The organism is Aliiroseovarius sp. PTFE2010 (genome assembly GCF_049943335.1).
In the GTDB taxonomy this organism is placed as follows: domain Bacteria; phylum Pseudomonadota; class Alphaproteobacteria; order Rhodobacterales; family Rhodobacteraceae; genus JBNFVY01.
In genome coordinates, this window is record NZ_JBNFVY010000006.1 from 97,465 (window position 1) to 113,947 (window position 16,483).

General features: G+C 59.7%; 17 protein-coding genes. 3 read left to right on the plus strand and 14 right to left on the minus strand.

Going from position 1 to position 16,483, the window contains the following annotated elements; translation table 11 throughout:
* Nucleotides 1–1,191 carry a CaiB/BaiF CoA transferase family protein gene (locus ACP2AV_RS10835; RefSeq protein ID WP_426372736.1) on the minus strand — a complete coding sequence of 397 codons (1,191 nt, stop codon included), beginning with the start codon at nucleotides 1,189–1,191 and terminating at the stop codon, nucleotides 1–3.
* Nucleotides 1,188–1,958, minus strand: coding sequence for an enoyl-CoA hydratase/isomerase family protein (locus tag ACP2AV_RS10840; RefSeq protein ID WP_426372737.1), 771 nt, complete (start codon nucleotides 1,956–1,958; stop codon nucleotides 1,188–1,190). Before ACP2AV_RS10840 ends, ACP2AV_RS10835 begins: the two co-directional genes overlap by 4 nt.
* 216 nt (nucleotides 1,959–2,174) lie before the next feature.
* On the opposite strand from ACP2AV_RS10840, the gene ACP2AV_RS10845 reads away from it, so the two are divergent.
* On the plus strand, nucleotides 2,175–3,140 hold the full coding sequence (locus ACP2AV_RS10845) for an NAD(P)H-dependent flavin oxidoreductase (RefSeq protein WP_426372739.1): 966 nt from the start codon (nucleotides 2,175–2,177) through the stop codon (nucleotides 3,138–3,140).
* Between the two features lie 73 nt (nucleotides 3,141–3,213).
* Here ACP2AV_RS10845 and ACP2AV_RS10850 read toward each other — a convergent pair whose 3' ends face one another.
* From ACP2AV_RS10850 to ACP2AV_RS10900, 11 genes are all read right to left on the minus strand, one after another.
* Nucleotides 3,214–4,410 carry a phenylacetate--CoA ligase family protein gene (locus ACP2AV_RS10850; RefSeq protein ID WP_426372740.1) on the minus strand — a complete coding sequence of 399 codons (1,197 nt, stop codon included), beginning with the start codon at nucleotides 4,408–4,410 and terminating at the stop codon, nucleotides 3,214–3,216.
* A 27-nt stretch (nucleotides 4,411–4,437) separates the two neighbouring features.
* A complete protein-coding gene (locus ACP2AV_RS10855) occupies nucleotides 4,438–5,247 on the minus strand; it encodes an enoyl-CoA hydratase/isomerase family protein (RefSeq protein ID WP_426372741.1) in 810 nt (269 codons plus the stop codon).
* Nucleotides 5,248–5,280: 33 nt separating this feature from the next.
* On the minus strand, nucleotides 5,281–6,432 hold the full coding sequence (locus ACP2AV_RS10860) for an acyl-CoA dehydrogenase family protein (RefSeq protein ID WP_426372742.1): 1,152 nt from the start codon (nucleotides 6,430–6,432) through the stop codon (nucleotides 5,281–5,283).
* Nucleotides 6,432–7,553 carry an acyl-CoA dehydrogenase family protein gene (locus ACP2AV_RS10865; RefSeq protein ID WP_426372743.1) on the minus strand — a complete coding sequence of 374 codons (1,122 nt, stop codon included), beginning with the start codon at nucleotides 7,551–7,553 and terminating at the stop codon, nucleotides 6,432–6,434. The genes ACP2AV_RS10860 and ACP2AV_RS10865 overlap by 1 nt, the downstream gene beginning before the upstream one ends.
* Complete coding sequence (locus tag ACP2AV_RS10870) at nucleotides 7,540–7,989, minus strand: MaoC family dehydratase (protein ID WP_426372744.1); 450 nt, start codon at nucleotides 7,987–7,989, stop codon at nucleotides 7,540–7,542. Before ACP2AV_RS10870 ends, ACP2AV_RS10865 begins: the two co-directional genes overlap by 14 nt.
* Nucleotides 7,986–8,705 (minus strand): transglutaminase-like domain-containing protein, encoded by a 720-nt coding sequence (locus ACP2AV_RS10875; protein WP_426372745.1) that lies wholly within the window; start codon nucleotides 8,703–8,705, stop codon nucleotides 7,986–7,988. Before ACP2AV_RS10875 ends, ACP2AV_RS10870 begins: the two co-directional genes overlap by 4 nt.
* Before the next feature lie 64 nt (nucleotides 8,706–8,769).
* Complete coding sequence (locus ACP2AV_RS10880) at nucleotides 8,770–8,988, minus strand: hypothetical protein (protein ID WP_426372746.1); 219 nt, start codon at nucleotides 8,986–8,988, stop codon at nucleotides 8,770–8,772.
* A 233-nt stretch (nucleotides 8,989–9,221) separates the two neighbouring features.
* Nucleotides 9,222–9,398 carry a hypothetical protein gene (locus ACP2AV_RS10885; protein ID WP_426372754.1) on the minus strand — a complete coding sequence of 59 codons (177 nt, stop codon included), beginning with the start codon at nucleotides 9,396–9,398 and terminating at the stop codon, nucleotides 9,222–9,224.
* A 70-nt stretch (nucleotides 9,399–9,468) separates the two neighbouring features.
* The gene (locus tag ACP2AV_RS10890; protein WP_426372747.1) at nucleotides 9,469–10,326 is read right to left on the minus strand and encodes a MaoC/PaaZ C-terminal domain-containing protein; all 858 of its coding nucleotides are present in this window, start codon (nucleotides 10,324–10,326) and stop codon (nucleotides 9,469–9,471) included.
* A 23-nt stretch (nucleotides 10,327–10,349) separates the two neighbouring features.
* Nucleotides 10,350–11,501 (minus strand): thiolase, encoded by a 1,152-nt coding sequence (locus tag ACP2AV_RS10895; RefSeq protein ID WP_426372748.1) that lies wholly within the window; start codon nucleotides 11,499–11,501, stop codon nucleotides 10,350–10,352.
* Between the two features lie 3 nt (nucleotides 11,502–11,504).
* Complete coding sequence (locus ACP2AV_RS10900; protein ID WP_426372749.1) at nucleotides 11,505–11,882, minus strand: Zn-ribbon domain-containing OB-fold protein; 378 nt, start codon at nucleotides 11,880–11,882, stop codon at nucleotides 11,505–11,507.
* A 104-nt stretch (nucleotides 11,883–11,986) separates the two neighbouring features.
* Between ACP2AV_RS10900 and ACP2AV_RS10905 the strand changes: the two genes are divergently transcribed.
* Nucleotides 11,987–13,132, plus strand: coding sequence for a CaiB/BaiF CoA transferase family protein (locus tag ACP2AV_RS10905; RefSeq protein WP_426372750.1), 1,146 nt, complete (start codon nucleotides 11,987–11,989; stop codon nucleotides 13,130–13,132).
* An 18-nt stretch (nucleotides 13,133–13,150) separates the two neighbouring features.
* The gene (locus ACP2AV_RS10910) at nucleotides 13,151–14,317 is read left to right on the plus strand and encodes a CaiB/BaiF CoA transferase family protein (RefSeq protein WP_426372751.1); all 1,167 of its coding nucleotides are present in this window, start codon (nucleotides 13,151–13,153) and stop codon (nucleotides 14,315–14,317) included.
* 11 nt (nucleotides 14,318–14,328) lie between these two features.
* On the opposite strand, the gene ACP2AV_RS10915 is transcribed toward ACP2AV_RS10910, so the two are convergent.
* Nucleotides 14,329–15,486 carry an acyl-CoA dehydrogenase family protein gene (locus ACP2AV_RS10915; protein WP_426372752.1) on the minus strand — a complete coding sequence of 386 codons (1,158 nt, stop codon included), beginning with the start codon at nucleotides 15,484–15,486 and terminating at the stop codon, nucleotides 14,329–14,331.
* Nucleotides 15,487–16,483 lie beyond the last annotated feature (997 nt).

The following is a 16,483-nucleotide window of genomic DNA, read 5'->3' on the forward strand; positions in this document are numbered from 1 at the left end:
TCAGTTTGTGTCCTTTGTTTGAGCGGTAAGCCGGGCCTGATTCAGTGCGGCAAGGATGCGCACCGTATCGGCGCCTGCGGCTGGTGCGGGGATAGGTGCAACCTGAGCGTGCCCCGCGAAACGCATGGGCAGCCCTGGAACAGGGACTGTGCCCAGTTCTGGATGCGGAAGGTCATGGATCATGCCGCGGGCGCGCATGTCGTCGTCCGACACCACTTCCGCCAGATTGCGGACCGGGGCGGACGGCACATGTGCGCCGCTCAGGGCCGCGAAAATCTCGGCGCGGGTATGGCGTGAGGTCCACGCCGTCACCCAGCCATCGACTTCAGCACGCCGCGCGCAGCGCGCGGGCCCCTCGGCCAGGTCGGGATCTTCGGCCAGATCAGGGCGGCCCATAGTGCGGGCCAGCTGCTGCCAGTGGCGATCGTTCAGGCACATGATCGCCACCTGCCCGTCTTTCGCCGAAAACAGATCGTAGGGGGCGACCTTGAGCACGGCCTGACTGTTGCCGGCCCGGTCAGCGAACCCGTCAGGCGCCAGCAGATAGCTGGCGATATTCGACGCCAGCGCGTGGTGTGTGACGTCCTGCATGGCGATTTGGACAAAGTCCCCGCGCCCTGTCGCGCCGCGCGCGTGCAGCGCTGCCATAATGCCACCAAAAAGATGGATACCACCCAGAAAATCAGTGATCGCCGCGCCGCATTTCACCGGCGGACCATCGGGAAACCCGGTCACCGACATCAGCCCGGTCAAGGCCTGAATCGGAAAATCCATCGCCGGCGCATCGCGATAGACTGAATCGGCCGCGTAGCCCTTGCCCGACCCCATGACCAGGCGCGGATTGCGGGCCGAGAGCGTGTCCCACCCCAGACCTAGCTTGTCCATTGTTCCGGGGCGTGAATTCTCGATCAGCACATCGGCCGTATCTGCCAGGGCCAGCAACGCGGCGCGTCCGTCCTCAGTTGTCAGATCGAGCGTCACGCTCTGTTTGCTGGAATTGAGCATCATGGCGGCGGGGTTTTCCCGCCCGCCCGCTATGCCGCGGATACTGTCGCCGCCGGGCGGTTCGACCTTGATGACTTCGGCCCCCATGAGGGCGAACATCAGCCCGCAATAGGGGCCCAGATAGACCTGACCCAAGTCGATCACTTTCAGACCGGCCAGCGGGCCACCCACGGCCGGCGCGCTCATGATCCGCAAAAGCGCGGTTGGCGCTTTTCCCTGAATGCGGCCACGGCCTCGCGGTGATCGTCGGTCTGCATGATATGGGCTTCGGCGGTGGCTTCGATTTCAAGGTAGGTGGCGAAATCACAATCCATGCCGCGGTTCAGCATCGCCTTGCCCAGCCCGAAGGCGCGGGTTGGCCCTTCGGCCAGACGCGCGGCAAGCGCAGATGCTTCTGCGTCCAGCGCGTCTTCTTCGTAAATCGCATGAACAATTCCAAGGTCACACGCCTCTTGTGCGCCGATCACCTGGGCCGTCATGAACATTGCCTTGGCGCGCTGCGTGCCGACCACCCGCGCCAACAGGTAAAGCCCGCCGCCGTCGGGCACGATCGCCACCCTTGCATAGGCCTGGCAGAATCGGGCTGACGGCGCGGCAAGGATCACGTCGGCCAGCAGCGCGATATTGAATCCCACGCCAAACGCGGGCCCTGCAACGGCGGCAACCACCGGCTTTTCAAGATCATAGAGCGTCCGCGTCACGCGGTGCTGTTGTTTCATGCGGTCGCGCATTGCGGTGGGCGACGCGCCTGCAAACGTATTGATGTCACCCCCCGCGCAGAACGCGCCACCATTTCCGGTGATCAGCAGCGCGCGGACACGGTCGTCATCCCGCACCTCTGTGACGATGCGTTCCATTTCCTTGCGCGCGTCTTGGTCGAGCGCATTTTTCTTCTCGGGAAAGTCGAAGGTCATCCGACCGACACCCTCCGAGCGAGTATAGAGCAATGGCACCGCTTATTCCTCCCGAATGAGTCGGCTACCGATACGCTACGGCCGGGTGGGACCACCGCACATCCCCCAAGGCCGAAAAACAGACTCGTGTAAAATTCGCCCCATGCCCCTTTCCGATTGCGATCTGATTGCAGGAATGTTTGGCTCTGTCGGACTGCCTGACATATGCTTCAGGGAACTTCGCCAGACCTAGTTGAAATAACGAAGAAGTTGACCATGTATTCTGACTCTTCCCTTGGCCGCCTGCGCCTGCCTGTGATTTGTTCTCCGATGTTCTTGGTGTCCGGACCCGATCTAGTCATTGCTCAGTGCAAAGCTGGCGTGATCGGCAGCTTTCCGGCACTCAACGCGCGCGAAAGCGACGGAGAGCCCCCCCTGCTGGAAGCTTGGCTCAAGCGCATCACCGAAGAACTGGACGCGCATAATCAGGCCAACCCGGATCGCCCGGCCGCGCCCTTTGCAGTCAACCAGATTGTGCACCGTTCGAACGACCGTATCGAACGCGACGTCGAAATATGCGCGCGCTGGAAAGTGCCCGTCTGGATCACCTCGATGGGCGCGCGCGAAGACGTCAATCAGGCCGCGCATGACTGCGGCGGCGTCGTGCTGCACGACGTGATCAACAACAAATACGCCAGGAAAGCGATCGACAAGGGCGCCGACGGCCTGATCGCGGTCTGCGCGGGTGCAGGCGGTCACGCCGGTGCCCTGTCGCCTTTTGCGTTGGTTCAAGAGATCCGCGAATGGTTTGACGGGCCGCTGGCCCTGTCGGGATCCATCGCCACCGGAAGCTCGATTCTGGCAGCGCAGGCCATGGGTGCCGATTTCGGATATATCGGATCGCCCTTCATTGCCACGACCGAGGCTGTCGCGTCTGAGGCTTACAAGCAGATGATCGTCGATAGCGGCGCTGACGACATTCTATACACCAGCCACTTCAGCGGCGTGAACGCCAATTACCTCAAGCCTTCTGTCCGCGCGGTCGGGCTTGATCCCGACAACCTGACCGGCGACGGCAACAAGCTGGATTTGGCCACTGGCGACATCCGTCCCAAGGCTTGGCGCGACATCTGGGGCAGCGGTCAGGGGATCGGTGCGGTGCGCAGTGTGACAACCACTGCGGATTACGTCGACCGGCTGGACCGGGAATACCATGCTGCGAAGAACGCGCTCTGCGCTTAAAAAGAACAAGGGCGGCAGGTTGCCCAGCCGCCCTTCTGTTTCAGCCGCTTTCGCGGAAGCGTGACGAACGATCTCAGCCGTCTTTCTGGTTGATGATAAGATCTGCACTCTCGGGCAACTCTGCAACGACGCTCACCGCGTCGGCGCGGATTCTGGAATGCAGTTTGAAGGCCTCGGCAGCGGCCGTTTCCGCAGCCGACGCATCAGCGCCATCTTCCAGCACAAGTGAAACGCGGATCATGTCGCGGTCGTTTTCGCGGGTGACCACGGCCTGCGCGGCCTTTGCCCCCGGCGTCGCGATAACGACTTCTTCGATCACGCGCGGATATACGAATATTTCGCGCACTTTGACCGCCGCGCCAACCCGGCCCTGCAACGTGGAAATGCGGCTGACGCTGCCATCTTCTTTGCTTTCCAGCGCAAAGGCGCTGTCGCCGGTGCCAAACCGGATCATCGGCCAAGTGGCATCAAGCGCAGTGACGACAACCTCGCCCGGCTCGCCATGCGCGACTTGCTCTCCACTGACCGGATCGCAGATTTGAACCACGCGGTCGGGATGAACCACATAGCCTTCGCCGCCATCTTCATAGGCGACAAGGCCCAGATCGGCGGTGGCATAGGCGGCCCAGGTCGACACGCCGTAATCGGCTTCGATCCGGCGACGTTTGGCCATCCAATCGCCCATTTCGCCACCCAGGAAGGCGGTTTTGACCTTCCACGCGTCGCGTCCATAGGTTTCGATCACTTTATCCGCCAACGTCAGGAAAAACGCGGTCGAGGCGCAGATCGATGTCACGCCGGTCTCAACGATAATCTGTGCCTGCAGCTCGGTATTGCCTACGCCGCCAGGGATCACCGTGGCGCCCGCAGCCTGAGCCGCTTCGTCGAACAGCAAGCCCGCGGGCACAAGGTGGTACATCCAGGTATTCAGGATGATGTCCCCCGGGCCCACGCCGGCTGATTTGAACAGCAGGTCCAAGCCATGTCCGCCGCCGCCCGAAAGCGCCGGTTCGAAAATTGGGCCGGGCGACACGTATATCCGCCCGACATTCTTTAGATCAGAGGCGAGGAACCCGCCAAACGGCGGGTTGTCGCGCTGAATCTTCAAAAGCTCTTCTTTCTTCATCACCGGCAGACGCGATAGATCTGCCAGGGATGAAACGGCTGCCGGATCGAATCCGGCAGCTGCAAAGCGCGATTTCAGACCCGGTGCCTTTTCGGCCGCTGCGGCATAGGTTTTCGCGATGTCTTTATAGATGTTTGCTGACATATCTATGCCTCCTTGGCCTTGTGTTGCTTAAAGCGGGCAATCCTTACGGAAGTTCGGCGCGCGCTTCTCGCGGTGTGACAACACACCTTCTTTAACATCTTCGCTCATGAAGCCCAGCATTTCCAGTGCTGTCGAGGCATCGAAAATCGGACCAGCCTGGCGCAGCCAGTTGTTCAGCGAATATTTGGTCCAGCGGATCGCGCTTTGCGAGCCGTTGGCAAGTTCGACAGCCGTATCAAGCGCGATCTGCTGCAGTTCTTCGTCTTCGACGCACATCGACACCAGACCGATGCGCTCGGCTTCTTCGCCGGACACGGGCTTGCAGGTCATCAGGTAGTATTTTGCCTTGGCCATCGAGGTCAACAGCGGCCAGATGATCGCGGCGACGTCACCGGCAGCGACACCCAGACGCGGGTGGCCATCGACGATCTTGGCTCTCTTGCCGGCAATCGAGATGTCAGCGAGAATTGCAACGACAAGGCCAGCGCCCGCGGCCGGACCGTTGATCGCGGAAATGATCGGCTTGTTGCAGTTGATGATATTGTAGACAAGATCCTTGGCTTCTTTCCAAGTCTTCATGATCTCGTGCGAATTGCCGATCATATTTTCGATCAGGCTGAAATCGCCGCCGGCCGAAAAGGCTTTGCCAGCGCCGGTAACGATCACCGAGTTGATATCGGGGTCACGGTCGATGTCGATCCACATATCGGTCATCTGGGTGTGGGTTTCCGCATCGACAGAATTGAATGTCTCGGGCCGGTCGAACGTGATGCGCAGCACGCGATCCGCCGGGTAGTCAAATTTCAGTTTGTCGTACTTTGCATAACGCTCCGACATAGTTCTTTTCCTCCGTAGGGTGTGGGTATGGGTTCAGCCAGGCAGTCCGAGAACGGCCTTGGACAGGATGTTTCGCTGGATTTCGTTCGATCCACCGTAAATTGTTGTGGGCCGGGCTTTGTAAAAGCTGGCAAGGACATCGACACTTACATTGCCCACCTGCAGTGGGCCAACCGTGCCGCCATCCGGGCCGGCCGCTTCGATCATCAGCTCGGTGATGCGCTGGAAGCACTCGGTCACCCAGATCTTGAGCATCGAGACATCCGCGCCCAGCGTTTCACCGCGCTTGAGCTGATCGGCGAACCGGGCGTAAAGCGCCGCGTGATCTTCAACGTCCAGCGCAGCCTGGGCAAAGCGGTCGCGGAACACCGGATCGTCAAAAGCGCCTCGGCCACGGGCAAAGCTTTCCAGCTGCCCCAAAGCGTTCTGGGCCAGACTGGGCGAGCCGATGAAGATACGCTCAAAGCTCAAGAGCGCCTTGGCCATCGTCCAGCCTTTGTTCAGCTCGCCAACAAGGTTCTCGCGCGGCGTGCGGGCATTGTCGAAGAAGACTTCGCAAAACTCGGTCTCGCCCGACAGGGTGGTGATTGTGCGCACTTCGACACCGGGCTGATCCATCGGCGCAAGCAGGAAACTGATCCCCTGCTGTTTTTTCGGCGCGTCCGGATCGGTGCGCACCAACATGAAGATATGCGTGGCGTCATGCGCCATCGTGGTCCAGATTTTCTGGCCGTTGATGACAAACTCGTCGCCTTCAATCTCTGCACGTGTGCGCAGGTTGGCCAGATCCGACCCGGCACCGGGTTCAGAATAGCCCTGACACCAGATGTCTTCGCAGCTCAGGATGCGCGGCAGCCAGTAGTCTTTTTGCTCCTGGGTGCCGAACTTGATGATCAGCGGGCCGACCATCTGCACACCCATGTCACGGCCGCGGTTGACGCCCCAGCGTTGCTGCTCTTCGTAGAAGATCAGCAGCTTGGCAGCATTCAGCCCCATGCCGCCGTATTCCGCAGGCCAGGCAGGGGCGACCCAACCTTTGGCATGCAGCTTGCGGTGCCAATGTTCGATCTCTGCGAACTTGGGACGGTGCGCCAGATGGCGTAGTTCTTCGGGGTATTCGGCCTCAAAGAACCCGCGCACCTCTTTGCGGAAGTCCGCATCGCTCATAGCGTTCCAGTCGGTCATTATGCGGCTCCCTTTTCTTCACGTGCCTCGAACCAAATCCGCCGGTGATAGGCGTCATCACCTAGCCATGCCGACAAAACCAGGGCCCGGTTCAGGTAAAGGCCAATATCGAATTCATCGGTGTAACCGACCGCCCCGTGCAACTGGATCGCATCACGGGTAATCCTTTTGGCGGCCGTAACCGCACGCGCCTTGGCACGGCTGGCAAGCTGGGCCCGAACCTTGGGATCGGTTTCGCTGTCCATCTGCGCAAGTGCCTCGCGCACCCCGGCTTGTGCGACTTCGCACATCACGTTGAGGTCGACGGCGCGGTGCTGGATGACCTGAAAAGACCCGATGGGCTTATCGAACTGTTCGCGTGTCTTAATGTAGTCGAGCGCGATCTCGAAAGCGCGTTCGCTCAGCCCGACTATTTCGGCCGCGGCAAGCGCCGTGGCATCGTTGACCGCCTCGCCGAGCGCGTCCTGAACCGCACTGCCGCTGGCCAGTTCTTCGGCCGGGGCGTTCGAAAACGAAAGCTCGCCCATTGTACTGCCATCAGCCTGCGTGCGTTTTTCAACGGAAAGCCCGTCTGCGCCCGCGTCTGCCAAGACGAGAACCGGACCGGACTCCCCCTCGGCCACAACCAGAAAACCCTGTGCGCCGGACGCACCGACAACCCAGGCCTTGCTGCCTGTCAGCTTTCCGCCGGCATAACGACAACTGGCCTCAGCCGGGCCGCCATTCGGGCCACGCTCTTGCCATGCGACCGCCAGTGTAATGTCGCCGCTAATAAGCTGCTCCATTTTCGGATGGTCCGGGCAAAGGCGGCGCAACAGGCCAAGGGTCAGCCCGACCGTCGCCACCACAGGTTCCGGGGCAATCACACGGCCGACTTCCTCGGCGATGACGCCGCCGGCGGCCAGGCCCATGCCAAGCCCTCCGTGGTCCTCGGGTACGGTTACCCCGTAGACGCCCGCTTCGGCAAGTTCGCGGACCATGTCCGCGTCCCAGCCATTGCCGGCATCCCGTAGTTTTCTGGCGCGCCCGCTTCCGCCGGCACGGTCAAACAGTGTGCGTGCGCTTTCGCGCAGCAGACGAAGATCTTCCTGATCGCTGGAGTTCATGTCAGTCTGAGCCATTTTGTTTACGCTGGATCATCACGGGCGTGTCGGTTGTGAACACAACTTCGCCCTGGGGGTTCTTGGCGCTGAGCGTATAGTGCAAGACGCCTCGGTCGGGTTTGCTCTTGGACGGCGTCACAGAATTCACCGTCATCTCGATATCGAGCGTTTCATCCGGACGCACGGGCCGCAGCCAGCGAAGATTGTCAAAGCCCATACCGCCGATATTGGCGGTATCGACCATCATTTCCGTCATGATGGGTTTGAACACCTCAAGCATGGTCTGAAAGCCCGACGCGATAAGGCTACCGTGTATGGTGGCCGCATATTCTTCGTCAGTGTGCAGGCGCTGCGGATCCCATTCTTTGGCGAACGCCTTGATCGATTCCGCAGACATCGGGGTGCTGCGAAAGCGAAAGACCTGACCCGGCGAAAAATCGTCCAGATACTTCAAGATGCGCCCTCCTTGGAAAATCCGGCGTCATAGCCGCTGGAATCCTTGGAAATTCGCACGCGGTTGAATTCTTCCAATTTTGGGTAGGTTTCCTTGAAGGCCGCCAGGAACTCTTCCATCGGCGCGTCAAAATAGAGCCCCCGGTCATTCACATATTCCATGTGCCGGTGGTCCTGTTCGTCGAACTCGTGGAAGAGCGCATCGTGGTACCCGTCAAAGACCAGAGGTTTGACGCCGAATCGCTCACAAAGCTCCATGTTGAACGCGGGCGTGACCTTGTAGGTTTCCTCACCCAGCCATAATTGAACGTAGCCGTGATAGATAAACAGATCGGTTTCCATCAACTCTTGCAGCTTGGGCGTGTTCAGGTGGTTGCGTACATCCGCAAACCCCAGAGCTGCGGGAATGCCGACGGCACGCAAACAGGCTGCAAGCAGGATCGCCTTAGGCACGCAAAACGCCGCTTCGGCCCCTGCGATACGGCTGGCGCGATAGGAATCTTCGTCCAGCGCAAAGCAATAGGGATCATACCGAATACCGTCGCGAACCGCTTCGAACAGGCGGATTGCCTTGTCGCGGTTTGACGCATCTGCGGGAAGGTCACGCAAAGCCGATGATACGAAATCCTGCACTTCGAGGCTGTCGCTCTCGACAAAGCGCGATGGTAAGACAAAGCGTTCTGCCTCTGTCGGCAGGTCGTCTTTGGGCTGGGCCATTGGTTCCCCCCTTTTTTCTAACATTTGTTAGATTAATAGGTTAAGACTTGGCCGTCAACGGGTTTCATTCCGTCTTTCGCGGTTCGGCGCCGTAGTGAATATTGTTTTCGCCCAACGTGGCTGCATGCGCTTTTCTGCCCTTGCGCGCCCGGAATTCCAGCGTGTTCGGCAACGAAAGCCCCTGCTTGATCGTTCCAGAAATATCCAGTTTCCGGTCAAACACCCCACGCGCCGCAAAGGGCGGATCAACGGCTGATTCGGTGCGGTTTTCCCCACCGCGCATCAACAATCTGCCGGTCAGGTGTCTGCCGCCGCGGACGATCTGCGGGCGGACGATCGCGCCTGCGGCGTGCGACCAGTAGTCGAATGCGATGGCGCTCGCGGATAGAGCGACGTCAAGGCGAACGCCCGCGCCGCTACTTTGCTGCGCCGTCTGGACAAAAAATGGATATTGACCACCGCCGGGTAGGTGCTGCCCCGGAATCACCGACCAGCGCAAACAGAGCCGTAGGCTGCTCATCCGGTCCGCGGCACAGCGAGAGCCCCCCGCTTCCCCACGCAACTGAGATCGTGGCCGGCCATTGAGCTGAAAATGATACCTGGATTGATCGTGCGCACGGCGTCATCGCCCATCCCGGGCCGCTCGACCGTGATAGTTTCGCCCCCGGCCCAGGCGAGCATGAGTGTCGCCATCGGGCCGGGAAGAAGGGTGCTGAAGTCCAGCACCAAAATATCCTTGAACGGTTAGATCAAGGTTTGTGCCTTACTTGAAACGTGCAGCACCGTTGTTCAGAACCAATGCCTCACGGGCCGGGATCGACGCGCGGAACCGGGCCTCGCCGTCTTCTTCCCAGATTTCGAACCGGACGGTTTCGCCGGGATAAACTGGCGCCGAGAACCGAACATCCAACCCGACCAGCCGGGAGGAATCATAATCGAGCAGCGTCTTCAGGATCGCGCGCGCCGCCAGACCATAGGTCGCCAAACCGTGCAGGATCGGGCGGTCAAACCCGACCGATCGCGCCACATCAGGGTCTGCATGTAGCGGGTTCATGTCGCCGCTGAGACGGTAAATAAGGGCCTGACGCGGCAGAGTTTCAATATCACAGACATGATCAGGTGCGCGGTCAGGCAGCGCTGCGGGCGCGGGGCCGGCCTGGTTTTCGCCGCCAAAGCCCCCGTCGCCGCGACAAAACGCGGACATCGCAACGCGCGCCAGCTTGTCGCCGGTGTCCGCATCAATGATATCGCGGCTTTGGTAGATGACCGCGCCCTTGCCTTCGCCCTTATCCGAAATGAAATCGATCTTGCTGCGGCCGATAATCCGGCCCTTTGTCGGCAGCGGCTTGTAGACATCCAGCCATTGCTCGCCGTGCAGCACTTTTTGCCAGTTCACGCCGGTCTTGGGGTTGCGGAGCCAAAAGCCGGGATATCCCAAAATCACTGCCATCGACGGAACCGTTTTCAGGCCATCCTCATAGACATAGGCCAGTTCTTTTTTGTCGGTTGGGTCTTCGCCGAACCCCAAGCCGAGCGCGTAAAGGATCGTATCCCGCTCGGTCAGTGTCTGTTCGATCTCTTCAAATTCCCAATTCGAAAGCTCTTCGAAATCCAATGGCATGATCTTTCCTCCCTTGATTACATTCAGAGTGTGTTTTGTGACCCCAGAATGGCCGTGACCTGGCTGGACAGCACACCGCCGTTGCCATGCGCCAATGCCAGATCGACATCTTTCAACTGGATGCCGGGCGCATCGCCACGGATCTGGCGCGCGGCCTCGATCACGGTAAAGATACCGTACATCCCGGGGTGCACACAGGACAGGCCCCCGCCATTTGTGTTCACCGGCAAAACCCCGCCCGGCGCGATGCGCCCACCTTCGACAAAGGCGCCGCCCTCGCCCTTGGCGCAGAATCCGAGATCTTCGAGGAACAAAATCGTATTGATGGTAAAGGCGTCGTAGAGTTCCACCGCCTGAATGTCGCTTTGCGACACGCCTGCGGCGTCAAAGGCGCGCTTGCCCGACTCGCGGGCCGCCGTCACGGTGAAATCCTTCATTTGGGAAATCTGCCGGTGCGAGCTGTGCGCCGCACTGCCCAACACATAGACGGGCGCCTTGGGGAAATCCTTTGCGCGGTCCGCGCGCACCAACACGATCGCGCCGCCGCCATCGGTTACCAGACAGCAATCGCGCACCGTCAACGGATCCCCGACCATACGCGCGCCCAGCACGTCTTCGCGGGTCAGCGCGCCGCGCTCGAACGCTTCGGGGTTGTGCTGCGCCCATGCCCGCGCAGCAACGGCCACGTCGGCCAGTTGTTCGCGGGTGGTGCCAAATTCATGCATGTGGCGCGCCGCTGCCATCGCATAGGCAGAAATCGGGTAACGCGGATTATACGGTGCCTCATAGGCCGGCGGGCGCGAGGCCGTCACCAGTTTGCCCGACGCGGTGCGCTGGTTCGACCCATAGACGATCAGCGCGACATCACACAGGCCCGCATCAAGCGCCATGGTCGCGGAGGAAAGGTAGTTCACGAAAGAAGACCCGCCCAGCATGGTCCCATCGATGAAACGGGGCTGAATGCCCAGATATTCTGCCGCCATAAGGGCCGGCATGCTGTCTTCCATCATGGTGCAGAACAGCCCGTCAACGTCGGACAGTTTCAGCCCGGCATCGTCAAGAGCTGCAAGCGCGGACTGCGCCATCACATCATAGGCCGTCAGGCCATGGGCCTCGCCGAAGCCGGCGTGTCCGGTGCCCACAATGGCGGATTTTCCTCGAAGTTCGCTGGTCATGACCTATACCCCCACCGGCTTGAAGAGCACGGCCGGCGCCCCTTCGGCCTCGCCGACGAAAGCAGTCACTTCCATGTCGATCACAACATCATCGGGCGCGATGCCTTCGACCCGGCTCATCATCCGAACGCCTTCTTCCAGTTCGACCATGCACACGTTGTAATCGCCGCCGCGTTCCGGTTTGCGGCGCACGACCGTGGTGGTATGAACCCGACCCTTGCCGCTGGCGCGCTGCCACGAGATCGCGGCGCCATGGCAGTGGGGGCATAGAACCCTGGGAAAAAAGTGAAATGCCCCGCAGTCGTCGCATTTGGGCAGCAGGATTTCCTGATTGGCAAGTGCCTGCTGGAAAATCTGATCTGGTCCTGTGGCGTTTGGCACCCGTGCCCTCCTTCAAACGATCCAGTAACTGGTCAAGCGTGTTGATAATAATTCTAACATCTGTTAGATTTTGTCAACCTCTTAGGATCACCAGCGAGAAAGTCATGTCAGGTTCAAACCCCCTCCCCCTCTCCGGCAAACTTGTTATCGCACTCGAACAGGCAGTGGCCGCCCCTTTTTGCTCGTCGCGGCTGGCCGATGCCGGTGCACGCGTGATCAAGATCGAACGCAAGGGCGTAGGCGATTTCGCCCGCGCCTACGACAGTGCAGCAAATGGCGAAAGCGTTTACTTCGCTTGGTTGAACCGGGGCAAGGAATCGGTCGCCCTGGATATTAAAGACGACGAAGACCGCGAGATCTTGCTGAGAATGCTAGAAAACGCAGATGTGTTTATTCAGAACCTTTTGCCTGGCGCGCTGGCAAAGCTGGGGCTCGATTCGGCCACCTTGCGCGAAAGGTTCCCGCGCCTGGTGACCTGCGATATCACCGGTTACGGCGAAGACGGCCCAATGCGCAACGCCAAGGCCTATGACCTTTTGGTGCAATGCGAGAGCGGCCTGGCATCGGTGACCGGCACACCCGACGGGCCGGGCCGGGTCGGCGTGTCGGTCTGTGATATAGCCACCGGCATGACAGCCCACGCAGGGATCTGTGAAGCGCTGATCGGGCGCGAACAAACAGGCAAGGGTAGCGGCGTATCGGTGGCCATGTTCGACGTGATGGCCGACTGGATGGCAGTTCCCCTGTTATATCACGACTATCAGGGCCGTCCGACGCCCCGGGTCGGGTTGAACCATACGGTGATCTGCCCCTACGGGGCCTTTGAATGTGGCGACGGCCAGCTTGTCGTCATCACCGTGCAGCACGAAGGCGAATGGAAGAGCTTTTGTGAAAACGTCTTGGCGAAACCCGCCCTTGCAGCCGATCCGCGATTCGATAGCAATTCGAAACGTCTGGCAAACAAGGGCGAACTCGAAAAGGTCATCAAGTCGGTGTTCGCATCGCATGACCGCCCCGAGATTTTGAGGCTGCTCGACGCCGCAGGCATTGCATCGGGCGCGGTGAACGACGTGGCCTCGCTGTCCGAGCACCCGCAGCTTGACAGGTCCACCATCAGCACGCCCTCTGGTGACATCAACATCCCGGCACCGCCGATCCGGCGCAGCGCCGGCGACGCAGCTCTCGGCCCGCTGCCGGCCCTAGACGGGGAAGGCGAAGCCATTCGCGCCGAATTCGGAACTCGGTCCTAGCGCAGGAAACCAGCAGACATGACCACCGCGAAGAAACCCGCTATCCTGGATGGGGTCAGGATCATCGACCTGACGTCGATCATCTTTGGCCCCCTGGCAACCCAGATGCTTGGCGATCTGGGGGCCGATGTGATCAAGGTGGAAAGTCCCGAGGGCGATCTGATCCGACAGATCCAGCCGTCGCGCAACCCGATGATGGGGGCCGCCTATCTGGGGGCGAACCGCAACAAGCGCAGCATCGTTCTGGATCTCAAGACTGAACCGGACCGCGCGCGCCTGCGCAAGCTTCTGAAGGGTGCAGATGTGATGATTTCAAGCATCCGGCCCGCAGCGCTGGCGCGCCTGTCGCTTGATCCTGAAACGTTGCGGCGCGACAATCCCGACCTCATCACGGTTTTCGCGACCGGGTACGGGCAAGACGGGCCATACGCCGCGAAACCCGCCTTTGATGACATCGTTCAGGCGGTGTCTGGACTGGCCAGCCTACCGATGCTTCGCGATCCTGATGCCAAACCCGATTATTCCCCGACCATTCTTGCCGACAAGCTTGGCGGCGTGACCACGGCCTATGCTGTCATGGCGGCCCTGTTTCACCGTGAACGCACGGGCCAGGCCCAGCACGTCGAGGTGCCGATGTTCGAAACGCTGACGGCGTTTCTGCTGGCCGAGCATATGGACGGCGCCACATTCGATGACGTGCCGAAAGATTTTGGCTATGCGCGGATGTTGGTGCCGCACCGCCGCCCGCTTGAGACAAAAGACGGCTTCATAACGCTCTTGCCTTATACAAACCAACAGTGGACGCGGTTCTTCAAGGCGGTTGGGCGCGATGACATGGTCGCACACCCCTGGATTTCCGACATGGAGGAACGCAGCCGCAACATTGGCGCGCTGTATGACATGGTAGCGCAGATCGCCGTGACGCGAACGACACAGGAATGGATCGACCTGATGGAAGAGGTCGACATTCCGGCCATGCCCGTGCGCAACCTGGCGGACCTGCCAGCCGACCCGCATCTGGCGGCGACCGGCTTTTTTCAACAGATCGAGCATCCTACTGAGGGGCCGATCTGGACAACCAAACCGCCAATCCGGTTTTCCGAAACCCCGGCCCGTCATGATCACCGCCCGGCCCCCCACCTGGGTGAGCATACCGAAGAAATCCTCGGGCCGGACGGCGACTAAAGCTTATCTGATCAGATATCCAATGAGCGTGCGATCAGTTCCTTCATGATCTCGTTCGTGCCGCCATAGATCATCTGAACCCGGCTGTCGGCATAAAGACGTGCGATCGGGAATTCCATCATGAAGCCGTAACCGCCATGCAGTTGCAGACATTCATGCATGACTTCGTTCTGCGTCTGGCTGCCCCACCATTTCGCCATCGAAGCGGTGGCCGCATCAAGTGTCCCAGCTTCAAGCCGCGTTATGCCGTCATTGACAAAGCTACGCAGCAATTCGGCTTTGGTCTTGCATTCTGCAAGCTTGAACCGGGTGTTCTGGAAATCCATGATCCGGTTTCCGAACGCTTTACGGTCCTGAACGTATTTCACTGTCTCGGCGATGGCGAAGTCGATGAACCCAAGCGCGGTGACGCCGATCATCAGCCTTTCCCACGGCAGCTGCTTCATCAGCTGATAGAACCCCTGCCCTTCTTCCGGGCCAAGCAGGTTGGCTGTCGGCACGCGCACGTCTTCAAAGAACAGCTCGGCCGTGTCCGAACCCTTCATGCCCAACTTTTTCAGGTTGCGACCGCGGCGGAAACCTTCTGCACCTTCGGTTTCCAGAACGATCAGCGAAACACCCTTGGCGCCAGCGTTGCGATCGGTCTTGGCCACAATAATGATAAGATCGGCGGTATGACCATTCGTGATGAAGATCTTCGAGCCGTTGATCTTATAGTGGTTGCCGTCTTTTTCCGCGTGGGTTTGAACGTTCTGAAGGTCCGAACCCGTTCCCGGTTCGGTCATCGCGATCGCACCGACACTGTCGCCACTGATCAGCTTTGGCAGCCACTTTTTCTTCTGCTCTTCGCTGCCGTAGGCTTCGAGATAGTGGATAACGATGGACTGAATGCCATAGCCCCAGCCGGCGTCACCGGTGCGGCCCTGCTCATAAACAGTGATTGCATCGAACCCGAGGCCGCCACCAGACCCGCCGTATTCTTCGGCGACCGATCCGCCCATGACGCCATGCTGGCCGGCCGTGCGCCAGAATTCGCGGTCAACAATACCTTGTTCTGCCCATTTGTCACCGTTTGGGGCCATTTCGGCATCAAAGAGCTTGCGCGTGCTGTCCGCGAACATCCTGTGTTCATCTGAAGCCCAGGCCGAGGAATTTTGTATCAGAGACATGATCTACACCTATGGTCCTTTATGGTTTCACGGAATCTAACAATTGTTATTTTTTTTTACAACGGGCCACGCATGTCGGCAGACGTAGCGTCATTTACTCTCAAGCCTCTTTCATGGCCTGTACTGACGAGTTTACTCTTGCCTACAGTTGAAGCATCCGTGTGGGGTTATTAGGTAAATTACATCGGCCACGACCAGACTATCTGGCGCCAGCGCGACTGGAACTGTTCAAGTCCGGGCGGGTACAGGCGAACTGGTTGATCATAGCAGTTGAGCCCGACCTAGAGGGCCCATTTTGCGCGTTGGGCCACGTGTGGGCAGGGTTTCCGTCGGAATGATCGATCTTGGGGCGTAGCGCCAGTTCCAACAGTCAAATTGCTTGCCTTTTTTGATGTGTAGATGGGGCGACAAACACATCTGGCAGGGACTTTCGGGGCAGGGAATTTGAAAACGGCTCACGCGCTTGGCTACCGATGCGCGGGGGAAAGGGAGGAATTCACATTGGCAACATATCACGGCCCGGATTGTTCCGCGCGAGTCAGAGAAGAGTTCAGCCTGATCAGGCCAGCCCATCGGGCAATACCGCTTTCCTCCGGGCCAATGCCCCCGCACACTTTGAGACTTCTGCATCCCGATTTTAGGCGGCCTATCCGTCGACCGGAACGCTATGCAACATATGGTTTTGTGCCTCATGTAACACAGATCGTTATGTCAACGATGACCCCTCGGGCGGCGACGATGAAGGCGCCCCGCCGGAGCCGCGCCTCAACCAATTTGCCTTCGATCTATGCCGTTCAACTGCAACGCAACGTAGGCGCGCTATGTGCACTGCGTAGAGGAATAGGAACGCGAAGATGAACCAAGTCGAATCCCCCCGATCCAACACGGTCAGTCCCGCAGCTATCCGGTCGGCATTTGACGTTCAGGTGCAGGCTCAGCTTGCGCGGCGGGGCGGGTTTGACCGCAAGGCGCGCATTGCACAGTTGGATCGTCTGGC

What these genes read in the sequence shown, in the direction of transcription:
- ACP2AV_RS10835 (WP_426372736.1), bottom strand. Translation starts at nt 1,191, where the DNA reads ATGAGCGCGCCGGCCGTGGGTGGCCCGCTGGCCGGTCTGAAAGTGATC.
- ACP2AV_RS10845 (WP_426372739.1), top strand. Translation starts at nt 2,175, where the DNA reads ATGTATTCTGACTCTTCCCTTGGCCGCCTGCGCCTGCCTGTGATTTGT.
- ACP2AV_RS10850 (WP_426372740.1), bottom strand. Translation starts at nt 4,410, where the DNA reads ATGTCAGCAAACATCTATAAAGACATCGCGAAAACCTATGCCGCAGCG.
- ACP2AV_RS10855 (WP_426372741.1), bottom strand. Translation starts at nt 5,247, where the DNA reads ATGTCGGAGCGTTATGCAAAGTACGACAAACTGAAATTTGACTACCCG.
- ACP2AV_RS10860 (WP_426372742.1), bottom strand. Translation starts at nt 6,432, where the DNA reads ATGACCGACTGGAACGCTATGAGCGATGCGGACTTCCGCAAAGAGGTG.
- ACP2AV_RS10865 (WP_426372743.1), bottom strand. Translation starts at nt 7,553, where the DNA reads ATGGCTCAGACTGACATGAACTCCAGCGATCAGGAAGATCTTCGTCTG.
- ACP2AV_RS10875 (WP_426372745.1), bottom strand. Translation starts at nt 8,705, where the DNA reads ATGGCCCAGCCCAAAGACGACCTGCCGACAGAGGCAGAACGCTTTGTC.
- ACP2AV_RS10880 (WP_426372746.1), bottom strand. Translation starts at nt 8,988, where the DNA reads ATGCGCGGTGGGGAAAACCGCACCGAATCAGCCGTTGATCCGCCCTTT.
- ACP2AV_RS10885 (WP_426372754.1), bottom strand. Translation starts at nt 9,398, where the DNA reads ATGGCGACACTCATGCTCGCCTGGGCCGGGGGCGAAACTATCACGGTC.
- ACP2AV_RS10890 (WP_426372747.1), bottom strand. Translation starts at nt 10,326, where the DNA reads ATGCCATTGGATTTCGAAGAGCTTTCGAATTGGGAATTTGAAGAGATC.
- ACP2AV_RS10895 (WP_426372748.1), bottom strand. Translation starts at nt 11,501, where the DNA reads ATGACCAGCGAACTTCGAGGAAAATCCGCCATTGTGGGCACCGGACAC.
- ACP2AV_RS10905 (WP_426372750.1), top strand. Translation starts at nt 11,987, where the DNA reads ATGTCAGGTTCAAACCCCCTCCCCCTCTCCGGCAAACTTGTTATCGCA.
- ACP2AV_RS10910 (WP_426372751.1), top strand. Translation starts at nt 13,151, where the DNA reads ATGACCACCGCGAAGAAACCCGCTATCCTGGATGGGGTCAGGATCATC.
- ACP2AV_RS10915 (WP_426372752.1), bottom strand. Translation starts at nt 15,486, where the DNA reads ATGTCTCTGATACAAAATTCCTCGGCCTGGGCTTCAGATGAACACAGG.